Origin of the sequence: Streptomyces sp. SCSIO 75703, from assembly GCF_036607905.1 — a bacterium.
Lineage (GTDB): Bacteria > Actinomycetota > Actinomycetes > Streptomycetales > Streptomycetaceae > Streptomyces.
The window spans coordinates 1,928,425-1,946,253 of the sequence record NZ_CP144555.1 but is presented as its reverse complement, the minus strand read 5'-3'; the positions used below and the strand labels follow the sequence as shown (position 1 = coordinate 1,946,253).

Genomic DNA, 17,829 nt, shown 5'->3' with positions numbered 1-17,829 from the left:
ATGAAGACGACCACGAACGCGACCGGCTCCGGCGGGGACGTCCGCCTCGCCGGGATCAGCAAGACCTACGGCTCCTTCACCGCCGTGCACCCGCTCGACCTCACCGTGCCCCAGGGCTCCTTCTTCGCCCTGCTCGGCGCCTCCGGCTGCGGCAAGACCACCACCCTGCGCATGATCGCCGGGCTGGAGGAGCCGAGCGCCGGCACCGTCCACCTCGGCGACCAGGACGTCACCGCGCTGCCCCCGTACAAACGGCCGGTCAACACGGTCTTCCAGTCCTACGCCCTCTTCCCGCACCTGGACATCTTCGAGAACGTCGCCTTCGGACTGCGCCGGCGCGGCATCAAGGGCGTGCGGAGACAGGTCGAGGAGATGCTCGACCTCGTCCAGCTCGGCGAACAGGCCCGCAAGAAGCCGCACCAGCTCTCCGGCGGCCAGCAGCAGCGCGTCGCCGTCGCCCGCGCCCTGATCAACCACCCCAGGGTGCTGCTCCTGGACGAACCCCTCGGCGCCCTCGACCTCAAGCTCCGCCGCCAGATGCAACTGGAGCTCAAACGCATCCAGACCGAGGTCGGCATCACCTTCGTGCACGTCACCCACGACCAGGAGGAGGCCATGACCATGGCCGACACGGTCGCCGTGATGAACGGGGGCCGGGTCGAGCAACTGGGCGCCCCCGCCGACCTGTACGAGAACCCGCGGACCACCTTCGTCGCCAACTTCCTCGGCACCTCCAACCTCATCGAGGCCGAGGTCGGCGCCCGCGACGGCGACGACCTCCTGGTGAAGGCGGCCGGCGACAAACTGCTGCTGCCCGCCGGACGCTGCTCGGCCCCGGCCCGCACCGGGGGCAAGGTCCTGGTCGGCGTCCGCCCGGAGAAGATCGGCATCGCCCACGCCGACGAGGCCGGCGCCGTCCCCGAGGGCCGCAACCGGCTCACCGGGACCATCGCCGCCACCAGCTTCATCGGCGTCTCCACGCAGTACGTGGTGGACTGCGCGGCCTGTCCCGGCGTCGAGGTGTACGTGCAGAACATCGACCGCGACCCGCGGCTGGTGCCGGGCGCCGACGTCGTCCTGCACTGGAACCCGGCCCACACCTTCGGCCTCGACGCCGCCCAGGACATCGACGCCGGACTCGCCGAGGAGGAGGCGGCCCGATGACGCTCACCGAGGCGCCGGCGCCGCCCGCCCCGGCGGCCCCGCCCCCCGCCGCGCGCCCGCGCCGGCGCGGGCGGCTCACCCCGTACTGGCTGCTGCTGCCCGGCATCCTGTGGCTGGTCGTCTTCTTCGCGCTGCCGATGGTCTACCAGGCGTCGACGTCCGTGCAGACCGGCTCGCTGGAGGAGGGCTACGAGGTCACCTGGCACGTTGGCGCCTACTGGGACGCGCTCTCCGGCTACTGGCCGCAGTTCCTGCGCTCGGTCGCCTACGCCGCCGCCGCGACCGCGCTCTGCCTGCTGCTGGGCTATCCGCTGGCCTACCTGATCGCCTTCCGCGCGGGCCGCTGGCGCAACCTGATCATGATCCTGGTGATCGCGCCGTTCTTCACCAGCTTCCTCATCCGCACCCTGGCCTGGAAGACGATCCTCGCCGACGGCGGACCGGTGGTAGGCGCGCTCCACGCGCTGCACGTCCTGGACGTCACCGGCTGGCTGGGCTGGACCGCCGGCGACCGTGTGCTGGCCACCCCGCTCGCGGTGGTCTGCGGTCTGACGTACAACTTCCTGCCGTTCATGATCCTGCCGCTCTACACCTCCCTGGAGCGGATCGACGGGCGGCTGCACGAGGCCGCCGGGGACCTGTACGCCCGGCCGGCCACCACCTTCCGCAAGGTGACCTTCCCGTTGTCGATGCCCGGGGTGGTCTCGGGCACGCTGCTGACCTTCATCCCGGCCACCGGCGACTACGTCAACGCCGACCTGCTCGGCTCGGCCGACACCCGCATGGTCGGCAACGTCATCCAGACGCAGTTCCTGCGGGTCCTCGACTATCCGACCGCCGCGGCGCTCTCCTTCATCCTGATGGCCGCGATCCTCGTCATGGTCACCTTCTACATCCGCAAGTCCGGCACGGAGGATCTGGTGTAAATGGCCTTCGTCAACTGGCTCAAGCGCAATCTGGTCGTCATCGCCGGGCTGCTGACGCTCGGGTACCTGCTGCTGCCGAACGTCGTCGTCACGGTCTTCTCCTTCAACAAGCCCAACGGCCGCTTCAACTACGCCTGGCAGCGGTTCTCCACCGACGCCTGGAAGGACCCGTGCGGGGTCGCCGGGATGTGCGACTCGCTCGGGCTCAGCCTCCAGATCGCCCTGTGGGCGACGCTGGGCGCCACCGCCCTCGGCACGATGATCGCCTTCGCGCTGGTCCGCTACCGCTTCCGGGCGCGCGGCGCGGTCAACTCGCTGATCTTCCTGCCGATGGCGATGCCCGAGGTCGTGATGGCCGCCTCGCTGCTCACCCTGTTCCTCAACATGGGCGCCCGGCTGGGCTTCTGGACGATCCTCATCGCCCACATCATGTTCTGCCTCAGCTTCGTGGTGATCGCGGTCAAGGCGCGGGTGATGTCCATGGACCCGCGGCTGGAACAGGCCGCGCAGGACCTGTACGCGGGGCCCTTCCAGACCTTCGTGCGGGTCACCCTGCCCATCGCCGCCCCCGGGATCGCGGCCGGCGCGCTGCTCGCCTTCGCGCTCTCCTTCGACGACTTCATCATCACCAACTTCAACGCGGGCTCGACCGTCACCTTCCCCATGTTCGTGTGGGGCTCGGCCCAGCGCGGAACGCCCGTCCAGATCAACGTCATCGGCACGGCGATGTTCGTCGTCGCCGTCCTGTTCGTGCTGGTCTCCATGGCCGTCGGCAACCGTCGCAAGCGCCGTACCGCCTGACCGGCACGCGTCCCGCAGGCATCCGTACGCGTGCCGTACACAGAGGGAGTTGAGACCATGGCCCGCACTTCCGCGCACCGCGGCGACGACGGGGCGAGGGCCCTGCGCGAGGCCCTGCCCGTCCCGTACTGGCTGGACGACCCCGCCCGGCCCCGGCCCGAGCCCGCCCTGACCGGCACCGAGAGCTGCGATCTGCTGGTCGTCGGCGGCGGCTACAGCGGGCTGTGGACCGCGCTGCTCGCCAAGGAGCGCGACCCCGGCCGGGACGTGGTGCTGCTGGAGGGACGCGAGACGGGCTGGGCGGCCTCCGGCCGCAACGGCGGCTTCTGCGCGGCCTCCCTCACCCACGGACTGCCCAACGGCCTCACCCGCTGGCCCGGGGAGATCGCCCGGCTGGAGGAACTGGGCCTGCGCAATCTCGACGAGATCGAGGAGTCCCTCGGGCGCCACGGCATCGACTGCGACTTCGAGCGCACCGGCGAGATCGACGTCGCCACCACGCCCCACCAGGCGCGGGAAATGGCTGACTGGTACGGGGAGATCCGGCGCCGGGGGCTGGCCGGGGGGATGGAGTGGCTGGACGCCGACGCGGTCCGCGCGGAGGTCGACTCGCCCACCTTCCTCGGCGGACTGTACGACCGGCGCGGGGTGGCGATGCTGAACCCGGCCCGGCTGGCCTGGGGACTCAAGCGGGCCTGCCTCGGCCTCGGCGTCCGCGTCCACGAGCACACCCCGGCGCTCGCCCTGCGCCCGCACGGCGCGGGCATGGCCGTGCGCACCCCGTACGGCGTCGTCCGGGCGCGTTCCGTCGCGCTCGGCACCAACGTCTTCCCGAGCCTGGTGCGCCGGGTGCGGCCGTACACGGTGCCCGTCTACGACTACGCGCTGATGACCGAGCCGCTCGACGAGGACCGGATGGCCGCCCTCGGCTGGCGGGGGCGCCAGGGGCTCGCGGACAGCGCCAACCGCTTCCACTACTTCCGGCTGACCCGGGACCGGCGTGTCCTGTGGGGAGGTTTCGACGCGGTCTACCCCTTCGGCGGCCGGGTGCGCGCCGAGTACGACCACCGGCCGGAGACCTACGCGCGGCTGGCCCGGCACTTCTTCAGCTGCTTCCCGCAACTGGAGGGCGTGCGCTTCACCCACGCCTGGGGCGGCGCCATCGACACCTGCACCCGTTTCTCGCCCTTCTTCGGCACCGCCCACCGCGGCCGGGTCGCCTACGCGGCCGGCTACACCGGGCTCGGGGTGGGGGCGACCCGGTTCGGCGCGCAGGTGATGCTCGACCTGCTGGCGGGGGAGCGGACCGAGCGCACGGAACTGGAGATGGTGCGCACCAAGCCGCTGCCCTTCCCACCCGAGCCGTTCGCCTGGGCCGGCATCGCGCTCACCCAGTGGTCGCTGGCGCGCGCCGACACCCACGGCGGGCGGCGCAACCTGTGGCTGCGGACGCTGGACCGGTGCGGACTCGGATTCGACAGCTGAGCCGCGCGGCGGGGGCCGGCGTGTGAGCCGGTTCACCCCAACGAGTGGGCCCAACCCGCGTAATGCCCGCTGGGTGACCTCCCTCTCCCCCGTGACGCACCGCGCGTCACGAGTGAAAGGGAGGTCACCTCATGCCTGGTGTCAAGACGGCGGTCGCATGGCTGGCATCCGTCGCACCGGACCCCGAGTCCTGCCGTGAGGAGTGGGAGCGCAACCCGCGGGGGGTCGCGCTGCTGCCCGCCGGCAGGGCCTGGGACGTGCTCATCCTGCCGAGCCGGCTCGGCTATCCGACCCTCGACGTCCTCAGCCGGGTGCTGGACCAGCCCGGCCCGGTCCTGGCCGACTTCGGCGACGCCCGCACGGGTTTCTTCGTCCCGGCCGGCACCGCCGCCCGCTGGCTGGGCACCGGCATCCGCACGGCCGGGCTCGGCACCTGGATCGTGGTGCCGTACCCCGGGCGGCCGCTCTCCGGCGGAATCCGCTGGCTGATCCCGCCGGACGGCACCGGAACCCTCACCGATCCGGCCCTGCTCGAACTGGCGATGCACGAGGCGGCGGCGTCCCTCGCGACGGGGGAGGAGGGGCGGTGAGCCGTCCGAGGGGTTGACAAGCGAATTGGTCTGGACCAAATTGAGCGCGCTCCACCCTCCCCATCTCCCCCATGTCCGGAGGCACTTGTGGAACGCACCAGACCATTCGTCCGTCGGCCCCTGATCGCCCTGCTGACCGCCGCGGCACTCGCCGTGCCCGGTCAGGCCGCGCTCTCGTCGGCCGCCCGTGCGGCCGACGCGGACCTCGTGGTCAACGGCGGCTTCGAATCCGGCCTCGACGGCTGGACCTGTACGGCGGGCACCACCACGTCCTCGCCGGTGCGCAGCGGTACCTCGGCGCTGACGGCCACCCCGTCCGGCGCGGACAACGCGCGCTGCCGCCAGACGGTGACCGTGCGGCCCGACTCCAGCTACACCCTGTCGGGTCACGTCCGCGGCGAGTACGTCCACCTCGGCGCGAGCGGCACCGGCACCACCGACGTCTCCACGTGGACCCAGTCCGCCCCCGACTGGCAGCGGCTGACGACCACCTTCCGCACCGGCCCCTCCACCACCCAGGTCACCCTCTACACCCACGGCTGGTACGGCACCGGCCCCTACCACGCCGACGACATCTCCCTGACCGGCCCGGCCGGCGAGCAGGGCGGTGTCCCGGCCGCCCCCTCGGGGCTGAAGGCCGGCACCGTCACCTCCTCCAGCGTCGCCCTGTCCTGGTCCGCCGTGGACGGCGCGACCGGCTACGGCGTCTACCGCGACGGCACCCGCGTCGCCACCGCCACCGGCACCTCCACCACCGTGACCGGCCTCGACCCGCAGACGGCGTACGCCTTCCAGGTGAGCGCCGTCGGCGCCGGCGGCGAGTCCGCGCGGTCCGCCGCCGTCACCGCCACCACCGCCGCCGCGCCCGGCGACGGCGGCGGGAACGAGGGCGGCTCCGGCGCCCTGCCCGAGCACGCCCTCGTCGGCTACCTGCACGCCTCCTTCGCCAACGGCTCCGGCTACACCCGGCTCGCCGACGTCCCCGAGAGCTGGGACGTGATCGACCTGGCCTTCGGCGAACCCACCTCGGTCACCTCCGGCGACATCCGCTTCGAACGCTGCCCGGTCACCGAGTGCCCGAACGTCGAGAGCGACGCCGAGTTCAAGGCGGCGATCAAGGCCAAGCAGGCGGCCGGCAAGAAGATCCTGATCTCCATCGGCGGGCAGAACGGGCAGGTGCGGCTCACCACGACCGCCGCCCGCGACGCCTTCGTCACCTCCGTCTCGAAGATCATCGACGAGTACGGACTCGACGGCCTGGACATCGACTTCGAGGGCCACTCCCTCTCGCTGGACGCCGACGACACCGACTTCAAGAACCCGAAGACCCCGGTCGTCGTCAACCTGATCTCGGCCCTGAAGACCCTCAAGGCCCGCTACGGCGACGACTTCGTGCTGACCATGGCGCCGGAGACCTTCTTCGTCCAGCTCGGCTACCAGTTCTACGGCACCGGCCCCTGGGGCGGGCAGGACCCGAGGGCGGGCGCCTACCTGCCGGTGATCCACGCCCTGCGCGACGACCTGACGCTGCTGCACGTCCAGGACTACAACTCGGGCCCCATCCTGGGCCTGGACGACCAGTACCACTCCATGGGCGGCGCCGACTTCCACATCGCCATGACCGACATGCTCCTCACCGGCTTCCCCGTCGCGGGCGACAAGGGCAACGTCTTCCCGCCGCTGCGCCCCGAGCAGGTCGCCATCGGCATGCCGGCGTCCACCAACGCGGGCAACGGCCACGTCTCCCCGGCCGAGGTCACCAAGGCGCTCGACTGCCTGACCAAGAAGGCCGGCTGCGGCTCGTACACCACGCACGGCACCTGGCCGGGGCTGCGCGGGCTGATGACCTGGTCGATCAACTGGGACCGGTACGCGAACTGGGAGTTCCAGCGGAACTTCGACTCCTACTTCCGCTGAGCACCGCAGAGACACCCCCGAGGAGCACCGCCCCCAGACACCAGGAGGCCGCCACGTCCAGCGGCCAGTGGTAGCCCCGGCGCACCAGACCGAAGGAGACGCCGAGGACCAGGGCGGCACAGAGCAGCACGAGGACGCGGCGGGCGGCCGGCGCGCGCAGCAGCGGAAGCAGCAGCAGCGTCGCCGTCCCGTACGCGACCAGGGCCGTGGCCGTGTGGCCGGAGGGGTAGTAGCCCACCGCCGGCGGCACGGCCGGGGTGCCGGGGCGGCTCGTCCACGCCTTGAGCGGCACGACCAGCACCGCCACCAGCGCCAGGGCCGCCGGCCCGACGGCGGGCGGCAGCCACCACCGGTCCAGACCACTGGCGCGTCCGCGCAGCGCGGCGTACGCGGCGACGCTCAGCAGGACGGGGACGGCGACCTGCACGTTGCCGAGGTCGGAGAGGAGTTCCGAGATCCGGTCCGGGTGGACGAGCACCCGGCTCAGCCACTCGTCCGCCCGCACCAGCGGGCCGTCGGCGACGACCTGCCAGGTGAGCAGCGCGAAGACGGCGGCCGACAGCACGGGAACGAGGACGCGGCGGGCGGGGGCGGCGGGCGCGGGCATGGCGCCCAGCTTGGCAAAGCACACCGAAGGGCCGGCGCAAGGGGGGGGGAGTGCGTCGGCCCTTCGGTGAACCGCCGTCCCGGATGCCCGGAACCGGCCGTCCTGACCGGAGCCGCGCGCCCCGGGGGGTTTGGGGCGGGCGACCGTCCGATCGGTGAGGAGACCCGGAGCCCGAGGGCCCCGGTGTGTGCGCGAGGCACGACCAGGTCGAAGCTGGGGAGGCCCCGGCCTGGGGTTCCGCCCGCAGTCCCCTGCGAGCGGGGTGTTCCTCTCATCTGCCCAAGAACCTACGACAGGGAAAGAGCGCTGGACAGGGCCCTCCGCGACCTGCCATCCACCTCGCACACCTTCTTCACACCCCCTGCGGTTCCGGGCACCGGACGCATCCGCTCCGGTGCCCGTGACCGGCGGCTCAGATCCGGGCGAGGCCCTGCTCGATGATGTCGAGGCCCTCGTTCAGCAGGTCCTCCCCGATCACCAGCGGGGGCAGGAAGCGGAGCACGTTGCCGTAGGTGCCACAGGTCAGGACCAGCAGGCCCTCGGCGTGGCACGCCTTGGCCAGCGCGGCGGTCGCCTCGGGGGCGGGCTCCTTGGTGGCGCGGTCCTTGACCAGCTCGACGGCGATCATGGCGCCGCGCCCCCGGACGTCGCCGATCACGTCGAACTTCTCCGCCATCGCGGTCAGCCGGGCCGTCATGATCTCGCCGATCCGCAGCGCCCTGGCGTTGAGGTCCTGCTCGCGCATCGTCTCGATCGCGCCCAGAGCGCCGGCGCAGGCCACCGGGTTGCCGCCGTAGGTGCCGCCGAGGCCGCCCGCGTGCGCGGCGTCCATGATCTCGGCGCGGCCGGTGACGGCGGCGAGCGGCAGACCGCCCGCGATGCCCTTGGCGGTGGTGATCAGGTCCGGGACGATGCCCTCGTCCTCGCAGGCGAACCACTGACCGGTGCGGCAGAAGCCGGACTGGATCTCGTCGGCGACGAAGACGATGCCGTGGTCGGCGGCGAACCGGCGGATCGCGGGCAGGAAGCCCTTGGCCGGCTCGATGAAACCGCCCTCGCCGAGCACCGGCTCGATGATGATCGCGGCCACGTTCTCCGCGCCGACCTGCTTGGTGATCTGGTCGACGGCCTGGGCGGCGGCCTCCGGCCCGGCGTTCTCGGGGCCGGTCGGCCAGCGGTAGCCGTAGGCGACCGGTACCCGGTACACCTCCGGCGCGAAGGGGCCGAAGCCCTGCTTGTACGGCATGTTCTTCGAGGTCAGCGCCATCGTCAGGTTGGTCCGGCCGTGGTAGCCGTGGTCGAAGACGACGACCGCCTGCCGCTTGGTGTACGCGCGGGCGATCTTGACGGCGTTCTCCACCGCCTCGGCGCCGCTGTTGAACAGGGCGGACTTCTTGGCGTGGTCGCCCGGGGTCAGCTCGGCCAGCGCCTCGGCGACGGCGACGTACCCCTCGTAGGGGGTGACCATGAAGCAGGTGTGGGTGAAGTCGGCGAGCTGGGCCGAGGCCCGGCGCACCACGGCCTCGGCGGAGGCGCCCACCGAGGTCACGGCGATGCCGGAGCCGAAGTCGATGAAGCGGTTCCCGTCGACGTCCTCGATGATGCCGCCACCCGCGCGGGTGGCGAAGACGGGCAGCGTCGAGCCCACGCCCTGGGCGACCACGGCGGTCCGGCGGGCCTGCAACTCCTGCGACTTGGGGCCGGGGACGGCGGTGACGACGCGGCGCTCCTGCGGCAGTGCGGTCATGTGGGGGCTCCTGGGTCTTTTCGGACGCGTGGCTTCTTTTCTCGCAGGCTAGGACCGGCGGCGCGGCCTCGGCATGCTCCATGTGGGCGTTGTCCGCGTCGCCGGTTGTCCGCCGTGGCCATGGCGCCGGGCGGACACGACGGCGCGGGCCCGGCCCGGTAAGCGGTGAACTCCCCGCCCGAGGGCGTTAGATTGGCTCGTTGACGGTGATCGGACCGGCTGGTCAGGGGGCGCGGCGATGGACAGCGACGGGAACCGGGACGCACGGGGCACGCACGCCGGTCCGGTGCCGCGCCCGGCGGGACCGCCGGAGCCGCCCTCCGTGCCGCCCCGCCCCGCGCGGGCCCCCGCGCCCGGCGACGCCCCCGTACCCGCCCCCGCCGAGGCGCTGCCGCCCGGGGCGCCGCCGCTGCCGGACGGATCGGCGTTCCTGGCCTGGCTGCGCACCCCCCGGCCCCCCGCGCCGCCCGGCGTGTGGCGGTTCGGGCACCGGCCCCGCCCGCAGGAGGAGCCTGAGCGGACGCCCGGCAGGCAGTTGCTGAGCGGAGCGCTCATCGCCTTCCTGGTGGGCTGGCTCGTCTGGTCCCTGCTGTGGAACGGGTACCTGGGCGGCTGGTGGCTGCTGCCGCTCTACGCGATGGTCCCCGATTCCTGGGCCGAGTCCTACAGCCTCGGCGCGGTCGTGGCCAGCTACGCCTACTACCTGCTGATCGGCGGGGCCCTGCTGGCCGGGGTCGCCAAGCTCGGCCGCTGGGGCGAGCTGTGGCACCGCTGGGGCCCGCCCGCCTGGGTGCGGTCCGCCGCCCCGCGCCCCACGCGCCCGCCCGTACCGGAGGAGGACCCCGCCGCCTGGCCCGCGCTGCGCGCCGCCGGGGCCGCCGACGCCGCCGACCGGCTCGCCGCGGACGCCCACGCGGGCCTCATGCGAGACGTCGACCACGCCCGCATCGCCCGCGCCTGGCAGGGCGTCGCCGGCGGCCGGCACAGCCTCGCCGCCTTCACCGGCGCCGTCCTCCGGCACGGTGCCGGCGCCTGCCCGCACCCCTCCGGCGTCCGCGACCTGGCCGCCCGCGCCGCCCGCCACGACCTGGTCACCGGGCAGGTGCGGCTCGGCGCCACCGCCGAGGACGAGCGCAACCCCTACGCCTACCGGGGCACCGGTCTCGCCCTCGGCCCCGAGTCGCTCGGCACCTCCCTGGTCGTCGTCGGACCGGCCGGTTCCGGCAAGACGGGCCGCGTCGTGCGGCCGCTGACCGAATCGCTGTGCCTGCACGCGCTCGCCGGGCGGGCCGCCGTCGTCGTGGTCGGCGCGGCGGGCTCCGGGGCGGGCCCGGCCGACGCCTTCGACGTCGTCGTCCGCGTCGGCAACCCCGACTCCGTGTACGACCTCGACCTCTACGGCGGCACCACCGACCCCGACGAGGCCGCCGCCGTCCTCGCCGAGGCCCTGGTCGGGGACCTCGCCGACCCGCACCCGGGCGGCGACAGCCGGCGCTCCACCACCGTCCTCGCCCAGCTCCTCGGCCCCTTCCAGGCCGTGCACGGCCGCTTCCCCGGCGTGCCGGAGCTGCGCCGGCTCCTCGACGGCGCCGCCGAGCCGCTGGCCGCGCTGCGCCGGGGCCTGCAGGAGACCGGCCAGGAGTCGCTGCTGCGCGAACTGGACGCCCGGGAACGGCAGATGACCCAGCCCGGGGACCTCGGCGGCACGCTCGCCGACCGGGTCGCGCTGCTCGACCGGCCCGCCTTCGCCTCCTTCTTCGACACCCGGGGACAGTCGCGCCCGTTCTCGCTCAAGGCGCTCGACCATCCGGTGCGGGTCCGTATCGACCTGCCCGCCCGCGGCCACGCGGACGCCTCCCGCATCCTGGCCCGGCTGGTCCTCGCCCAGTTCACGGCGAGCGTCGGCGCCCGCGAGGACCGCTCCCTCTTCGCCTGCCTCGTACTGGACGAGGCGAGCGGCGTGGTGACGCCGGAGGCCGTGCGGGGCGTGCAGCGGCTGCGCTCCGCGGGCGCCGGGGTGGTGCTCACCCTGCGCACCCTGGACGACGTGCCCCGGCCGCTGCGCGGGCCGCTCCTCGGCGCGATCGGCTGCCGGATGGCGCTCTCGGGGGTCACCCCCTGGGACGGGCAGGACTTCGCCGAGGTGTGGGGCAAGGAGTGGACCGAGGCCCGTGACGTCACCGACCGGCAGATCATCGCCGAGACCCCGGCGGGCAAGGCGGTGCACATGCTGCGCCGGGTGATCACCGGGAAGGCGCCCACGGCGCGGGCGGTCACCGTGCGGCAGGTCGAGCGGGAGCGCTGGTCGGCCTCCGAGCTGGCCCACGCGGTGCCGCCGGGCCACGCCGTGCTCTCCCTGACCACCGTCGCGGGCGAGCACGCGCCGCCGCTCCTGGTGGACCTGCGGGGGTGAGCGCCCCCGGCCCGGGGCGGTGGGACGTCCGGCGGTGGGAGACGCGGCGCCGGGCGGGCCGCTCTCCGGACCGGCCGGACCTGGGTGCGCGGGCGCGCGGACCGTACAGTGAGGCAGAATCGACACAGGTCGTTCATACAGCGCGGCCAAATGATCAGAGATGTCTCACCGAACTGACACAGACCTGAAGGCCCCATGCCCCCGACGCTCGCCTCGCTCGTCCACCACTCGGCGCTCAAACTCACCGTGCGCGCGGGTGCGGACCGCCTCCACGCGCCCGTGCGCTGGGCGCACGCCAGCGAGCTGGCCGACCCCGTGCCCTACATGGAGGGCGGGGAACTGCTCCTGATCACCGCGCTCACCCTGGACGCGGAGGACCCGGAGGCGATGCGCCGCTACGTCCGGCGGCTGGCCGGGGCCGGGGTGGTCGGGCTCGGCTTCGCCGTCGGCGTCCACTACGAGGAGATCCCCGAGGCCCTCCTCGACGCGGCCCGGCAGGAGGACCTGCCCCTGCTGGAGGTGCCCCGCCGCACCCCCTTCCTCGCCATCACCAAGGCCGTCTCCGCCGCCATCGCCGCCGACCAGTACCGGGCCGTCACCGCCGGCTTCGCCGCCCAGCGCGAACTGACCCGGCGGGCGCTGGCCGACGGACCGGAAGGGCTGCTGGCCGCGCTGGCCTCCCAGGTCGACGGCTGGGCCGCGCTCTACGACGCCTCCGGGGCCGTCGTCGCCGCCGCGCCGGAGTGGGCCGGCCGCCGCGCCGCCCGGCTCACCCCCGACGTGGAACGGCTGCGCGAACGCCCCGCCCCCGCCTCCGCCGTCGTCGCCGGCCCCCCGCACCCCGAGCACCCCGAGGGCCCGCCGGACGGCAGGAAGGCCGACGGTCCCGAGCACGCCGGCACCGGCGACCGCGTCGAACTGCACTCCCTGGGCACCTCCCGCCGGGCCCGCGGCGCACTCGCCGTCGGCACGGCCGCCCCCCTCGGCACCGCCGAGCGCTACGCCCTGCACTCCGCCATCGCCCTGCTCACGCTCACCACGGAGCGCTCCCGCTCGCTGCACGCCGCCGAACAGCGGCTCGGCGCGGCCGTCCTGCGCATGCTGCTGGCCGGGGAACCGGACCACGCCCGCGCCGTCGCAGGGGACCTCTACGGGGACCTCCTCGACGCGCCGTTCCGGGTGATCGTCGCCGAGCCCGCCCCGGCACCGGCCGCCCGCGCGCACACCGGGGCACGGACCCCGGCCGCCACCGGGCAGGCCGCCGGCTCCGAGGGCGACCCGCGCGACGCCCTCGCCGAGGTCGTGGAGGCCGCGGCGGCGCGGGCCGGGGAGGCGGTGCTCGTCGTGCCCGAGGGGGAGCGGCTGGTGGTGCTCGCCGCCGACGGGGGCGCCGCGGTCGCCGCCTGCGCCGCCCACGCGGCGGCGCTGGAGGCCGCCCGCCCCGCCCGGGAGCCCGGGAGCGCCGCCGACGCCGAGGGTCTGGTCGCCGGCCTGTCCGCGCCGGCCGGGCCCATCGCCGCCTCCGCCGCCTACAAGCAGGCCGAGCAGGCGCTGTCCGTGGCCCGCCGCCGGGGCCGGGTCTGCGTCGAGCACGAACAGCTCGCGGCCGGCTCCGTCCTGCCGCTGCTCGCCGACGACGCCGTGCGCGCCTTCGCCGACGGGCTGCTGCGGGCGCTGCGCGACCACGACGCCACCGGACGCGGCGACCTCGTCGCCTCCCTGCGCGCCTGGCTCTCCCGGCACGGCCAGTGGGACGCCGCGGCGGCCGACCTCGGCGTGCACCGGCACACCCTGCGCTACCGGATGCGGCGCGTGGAGGAGATCCTCGGCCGCTCCCTGGACGACCCGGACGTCCGCATGGAGCTGTGGATCGCCCTCAAGGCCACCTCCCCCGAGGGCTGACCGCCCCGGCCGTCCGGCGCGAGGCCCCCCGTAGGCCAATCCGTCGTACTGCCCGTGCCGACTGCTACGCGGCGGACAAGCGACCGGCCGCCGCGGCGCCCCTACCGTGGATCGCGCAAGCCATGCACACCCCCTACGCGGAAGGGCCCGGGACTCCACGATGACTTCCACCCACGCCTTCTGGCTCGCCGGCCGCCAGGCCACCGGCGAGACCACCTTCGACGTCACGTCCCCGTGGGACGGCGCCCTCGTCGGCACCGTGAGCGTGCCCACCGAGGCCCAGGTCGAGGAAGCCGTGGCCGCCGCGCACGCCGTGCGGGACGCGTTCGCCGCCACCCCCGCCCACGTGCGGGCCGCCGCGCTGGACCACGTGGCCCGGCGGCTCGCCGAGCGCACCGAGGAGATCGCCCGGCTGATCTCCGCCGAGAACGGCAAGCCGGTCAAGTGGGCCCGGGGCGAGGTCGGCCGCGCGGTCTCCGTCTTCCGGTTCGCCGCCGAGGAGGCCCGCCGCTTCAACGGCGGCGAGGCCCAGCGACTGGACACCGACGCCGGCGGCCAGGGCCGGCTCGCCCTCACCCGCCGCTTCCCCAAGGGCGCCGTCCTCGGTATCGCGCCGTTCAACTTCCCGCTCAACCTGTGCGCCCACAAGGTCGCCCCGGCCATCGCCGCCGGCGTGCCGATCCTGCTGAAGCCGGCCCCCGCGACCCCGCTGTCCGCCCTGCTCCTCGGCGAGCTGCTGGCCGAGACCGAGCTGCCGGCCGGCTCCTGGAGCGTCCTGCCGGTGCCCAACGACCGCATGCCCGCGCTGGTGCGCGACGAGCGGCTGCCGGTCGTCTCCTTCACCGGCTCCGAGAAGGTCGGCTACGCGATCATGGACTCCGTGCCGCGCAAGCACTGCACCCTCGAACTGGGCGGCAACGGCGCGGCCGTGGTCCTCGCCGACTGGGCGAGCGACGAGGACCTGGACCGGGCGGCGAGCCGCATCGCCACCTTCTCCAACTACCAGGGCGGCCAGTCCTGCATCTCCGTGCAGCGCGTCATCGTCGACGCCGCCGTGTACGACCGGCTGCTGCCGCGTATCGTCGCCGCCGTCGAGGCCCAGGTCACCGGCGACCCGAACGACGACAAGACGGACGTCGGCCCCCTCGTCGACGAGGCCGCCGCCCGCCGCGTCGAGTCCTGGGTCGACGAGGCCGTACGGGCCGGGGCCACGCTGCACACCGGCGGCGAGCGGGACGGCGCCACCTACGCGCCGACCGTCCTCACCGGCCTCCCCGCCGACACCACCCTCGCCCGCGAGGAGGTCTTCGGGCCCGTCCTCAGCGTACGGAAGGTGCACGGCGAGGCCGAGGCGTTCGCCGCCGTCAACGACTCCAAGTACGGCCTCCAGGCAGGCGTGTTCACCCACGACGTGCAGGCCGCCTTCCGCGCCCACCGCGCCCTGGAGGTCGGCGGCGTGGTCATCGGCGACGTCCCCTCCTACCGCGCCGACCAGATGCCGTACGGCGGCGCCAAGCAGTCCGGCGTGGGCCGCGAGGGCGTCCGGTTCGCCATGGACGACTACACCTACGAGCGCGTCCTGGTCCTCACCGACCTGGCCCTCTGACCCCTCCCCACCACCGGCCGGAGCCCCCACGCGGGGGCTCCGGCCTCCCCGTCCCCGCCGACAGAACCCGGTTGTACGCGCCCCTTCCGTGTCGCCGGCGCCCCGAGAGACGTTGGTCTCACAGGTGGTCACCGGACGGTTCGAGGTGGGGCGGACACGATGAACGAGACGGAACGGCAGCCGGACGAGGCACCGGAACCGGCCGCGGGCTCCGAGCCGACGGCGGGCATCCTGCGCGTCTTCGGACGACAGGTGAAGCGATTCCGGCTGCGCGCGGGCCTGGAACGGCCCGAGTTCGCCGCCCGCACCGGCTACGCCGTGTCGACCATCGCCGCGTACGAGCAGGGCAGGCGCGTACCGCCACCCCGCTTCATCGAGGTGGCGGACGACCTGCTGGACGCGGGCGGCGTCCTGCGGGAGATGAAGGAGGAGGTCGCGCGGGCCCAGTACCCGCCGTTCTTCCGCGACGCCGCGCGGCTGGAGGCCGAGGCCATCGAACTGCACGCCTACGACACCCATGTGGTCAAAGGGTTGTTGCAGACGGAGGACTACGCGCGAGCCGTCTTCGCGATGAGACGGCCCCTCCTGGACGAGGCGACCATCGAACAACGGGTGGCGGGCCGGATGCTCCGGCAGGAGATCTTCACCCGGTGGCCCGCTCCGCTCATGAGCTTCGTCATCGAGGAGGCCGTGCTGCGCCGCCCCATCGGCGGCGCCGCCGTCCAGCGCGGGCAACTGGAACAGCTCCTGCTCACCGGCCAGCACCGCAACGTCGAGATCCAGATCATGCCGCTCCAGCGGGGGGAACACGCGGGACTCGCGGGCTCGTTCACCCTGATCGAGACCACATCAGGGCGGCGGATCGCCTACGCGGAGGTCCAGAAGAGCAGCTCTCTCTCTACCGAGCGGCCACCAGTCCGGGAGCTCGAGGCGCAGTATGGGATCATCCGGGCCCAGGCTCTCACGCCACGGGAGTCGGTGGCTTCCATCGAGGAATTGCTGGGAGAGCTATGACGAGTGCAACGCGTGTGACGTGGGTCAAGAGCACGTACAGCAGTGGTGAAGGCGGGGATTGCGTGGAGGTGGCCCGTTCCGCTGCCATCGTCCGTGTCAGGGATTCGAAGGATGTGGCTCGTCCCGGGCTGGCGCTCGGCCGGGACGCCTGGGCGATATTCGTGGCGCACGCGGGCAACGGCCGGGTGGATTGAGCCATGTTCGGACGACCGTGCCCCGTCATGTGTGTGGAGCACGGGAGTTCACTGGGCCGCCCACCGCCAAGGATTTGCTGGGAGAGCTATGACGAGTGCAACGCGTGTGACGTGGGTCAAGAGCACGTACAGCAGTGGTGAGGGTGGCCAGTGCGTGGAGGTGGCCCGTTCCGCTGCCATCGTCCGTGTCAGGGATTCGAAGGATGTGGCTCGTCCCGGGCTGGCGCTCGGCCGGGACGCCTGGGCGATATTCGTGGCGCACGCGGGCAACGGCCGGGTGGGCTGAGCCGCGTGGGGACGACCGTGCCCTGCCGACCGGGCGGGGCACGGGAGTTCGCCGCTACGCCTCCTCGGAGCGTGCCTGCCGTACGCGGGCCGGCGCGGGCCCCGTGCTGGCCCGTACCGTCAGTTCGGGCGGGAGCAGGACGACCTCGTCCGCGCCGGTGCCGTCGATCAGGGCGACCACGTGCTCCACCGCCCGGCGGCCCAGCTCCCGCGCCGGGACCGCGACCGAGGTGAGCCGTACGGACGCCTGGACGGCGACCTGTTCCGGGCAGACGGCGACCACCGAGACGTCCTCCGGCACGGCCCGGCCCCCTCGGCGCAGCAGGGCGAGCAGCGGTTCGACCGCGGCCTCGTTCTGGACGACGAACCCCGTGGTGTCCGGGCGCTCGTCCAGGACGCGGGCCAGGGTGGCGGCGAGCGCGTCGTGGCCGCCCTCACAGGGCCGGTGCAGCAGCCGCACGTCCCGTTCGGCGGCCCGGGAGCGCAGCCCGGCGAGGGTGCGTGCGGCGAAGCCGGTGCCCCGCTCGTAGACCCCGGGGGCCTCGCCGATGAGGGCGATCTCCCGGTGGCCCAGTTCGGCCAGGTGATCGACGCACAGCGCCCCGGTCGCCGTGAAGTCGAGGTCCACGCAGGTCAGGCCGGCGGGGTCGGCGGGCAGCCCGATCAGCACCGACGGCCGGCCGCTCGCGCGCAGCGGGGGCAGCCGTTCGTCGTCGAGTTCCACGTCCATGAGGATCAGGGCGTCGGCGAGCCCGCTGCCGGTGACCCGGCGGACCGCGTCGGGGCCCTCCTCGCCGGTGAGCAGCAGGACGTCGTAGCCGTGGGCGCGCGCGGTGCCGGCGACCGCGACGGCGATCTCCATCATCACCGGCAGGTACAGGTCCGTCCGCAGCGGGACCATCAGGGCGATGATGTCCGACCGGCCGCCGGCGAGGGCGCGGGCTCCCGCGTTCGGGTGGTAACCGAGGACACGGACGCTCTCCTCGACGCGCCGCCGGGTGGCGTCGGAGAGGGACCGCTTGCCGCTGAGGACGTAACTCACCGTGCTCGCCGAGACTCCGGCGTGCCGGGCGACCTCGGCGAGGGTGACCATGCGGCCCTCCGGAGGGACGAGGCGCTTCGACTGCGGGGCCCGGCCGACGGACCGGCCGGCCCCGGCGGGGTGAGGCGACAGTAGC

15 protein-coding genes are annotated in these 17,829 nt (G+C 73.9%); 12 read left to right on the top strand and 3 right to left on the bottom strand.

Annotated elements, in window-relative coordinates:
• The 6 genes from VM636_RS08290 to VM636_RS08265 all read left to right on the top strand — a co-directional run bounded on the left by VM636_RS08290 (position 1) and on the right by VM636_RS08265 (position 6,883).
• Positions 1 to 1,164 (top strand): ABC transporter ATP-binding protein, encoded by a 1,164-nt coding sequence (locus VM636_RS08290; RefSeq protein ID WP_030422077.1) that lies wholly within the window; start codon positions 1 to 3, stop codon positions 1,162 to 1,164.
• Positions 1,161 to 2,090 (top strand): ABC transporter permease, encoded by a 930-nt coding sequence (locus VM636_RS08285; protein ID WP_030422078.1) that lies wholly within the window; start codon positions 1,161 to 1,163, stop codon positions 2,088 to 2,090. Before VM636_RS08290 ends, VM636_RS08285 begins: the two co-directional genes overlap by 4 nt.
• Positions 2,091 to 2,891, top strand: coding sequence for an ABC transporter permease (locus tag VM636_RS08280; RefSeq protein WP_030422079.1), 801 nt, complete (start codon positions 2,091 to 2,093; stop codon positions 2,889 to 2,891).
• 57 nt (positions 2,892 to 2,948) lie between these two features.
• Positions 2,949 to 4,376, top strand: a complete 1,428-nt coding sequence (locus VM636_RS08275; RefSeq protein ID WP_030422080.1) for an FAD-dependent oxidoreductase — start codon at positions 2,949 to 2,951, stop codon at positions 4,374 to 4,376.
• 131 nt (positions 4,377 to 4,507) lie between these two features.
• Positions 4,508 to 4,966: a hypothetical protein gene (locus tag VM636_RS08270; protein WP_030422081.1), complete on the top strand. Its 459-nt coding sequence runs from the start codon at positions 4,508 to 4,510 to the stop codon at positions 4,964 to 4,966.
• A gap of 87 nt (positions 4,967 to 5,053) precedes the next feature.
• Complete coding sequence (locus tag VM636_RS08265; protein WP_053913695.1) at positions 5,054 to 6,883, top strand: glycosyl hydrolase family 18 protein; 1,830 nt, start codon at positions 5,054 to 5,056, stop codon at positions 6,881 to 6,883.
• On the opposite strand, the gene VM636_RS08260 is transcribed toward VM636_RS08265, so the two are convergent.
• Both VM636_RS08260 and gabT read right to left on the bottom strand, forming a co-directional pair.
• Positions 6,822 to 7,490, bottom strand: a complete 669-nt coding sequence (locus VM636_RS08260) for a phosphatase PAP2 family protein (RefSeq protein WP_053913696.1) — start codon at positions 7,488 to 7,490, stop codon at positions 6,822 to 6,824. The genes VM636_RS08265 and VM636_RS08260 overlap by 62 nt on opposite strands.
• Before the next feature lie 412 nt (positions 7,491 to 7,902).
• On the bottom strand, positions 7,903 to 9,237 hold the full coding sequence (gabT, locus tag VM636_RS08255) for a 4-aminobutyrate--2-oxoglutarate transaminase (protein ID WP_030422084.1): 1,335 nt from the start codon (positions 9,235 to 9,237) through the stop codon (positions 7,903 to 7,905).
• 238 nt (positions 9,238 to 9,475) lie between these two features.
• On the opposite strand from gabT, the gene VM636_RS08250 reads away from it, so the two are divergent.
• The 6 genes from VM636_RS08250 (at position 9,476) to VM636_RS08225 (ending at position 16,652) form a co-directional block, all read left to right on the top strand.
• A complete protein-coding gene (locus VM636_RS08250; RefSeq protein ID WP_338484213.1) occupies positions 9,476 to 11,650 on the top strand; it encodes an ATP-binding protein in 2,175 nt (724 codons plus the stop codon).
• A 195-nt stretch (positions 11,651 to 11,845) separates the two neighbouring features.
• Entirely contained in the window at positions 11,846 to 13,552 is a 1,707-nt protein-coding gene (locus VM636_RS08245; protein ID WP_030422086.1) for a PucR family transcriptional regulator, read from the top strand.
• 160 nt (positions 13,553 to 13,712) lie between these two features.
• Positions 13,713 to 15,158 carry an aldehyde dehydrogenase family protein gene (locus VM636_RS08240; protein WP_053913700.1) on the top strand — a complete coding sequence of 482 codons (1,446 nt, stop codon included), beginning with the start codon at positions 13,713 to 13,715 and terminating at the stop codon, positions 15,156 to 15,158.
• A 159-nt stretch (positions 15,159 to 15,317) separates the two neighbouring features.
• A complete protein-coding gene (locus tag VM636_RS08235; protein WP_053913701.1) occupies positions 15,318 to 16,172 on the top strand; it encodes a helix-turn-helix transcriptional regulator in 855 nt (284 codons plus the stop codon).
• Positions 16,169 to 16,366: a DUF397 domain-containing protein gene (locus tag VM636_RS08230; RefSeq protein WP_030422089.1), complete on the top strand. Its 198-nt coding sequence runs from the start codon at positions 16,169 to 16,171 to the stop codon at positions 16,364 to 16,366. The genes VM636_RS08235 and VM636_RS08230 overlap by 4 nt, the downstream gene beginning before the upstream one ends.
• A gap of 88 nt (positions 16,367 to 16,454) precedes the next feature.
• Entirely contained in the window at positions 16,455 to 16,652 is a 198-nt protein-coding gene (locus VM636_RS08225) for a DUF397 domain-containing protein (protein ID WP_053913702.1), read from the top strand.
• A 54-nt stretch (positions 16,653 to 16,706) separates the two neighbouring features.
• On the opposite strand, the gene VM636_RS08220 is transcribed toward VM636_RS08225, so the two are convergent.
• The gene (locus VM636_RS08220; RefSeq protein ID WP_053913703.1) at positions 16,707 to 17,744 is read right to left on the bottom strand and encodes a LacI family DNA-binding transcriptional regulator; all 1,038 of its coding nucleotides are present in this window, start codon (positions 17,742 to 17,744) and stop codon (positions 16,707 to 16,709) included.
• Positions 17,745 to 17,829 lie beyond the last annotated feature (85 nt).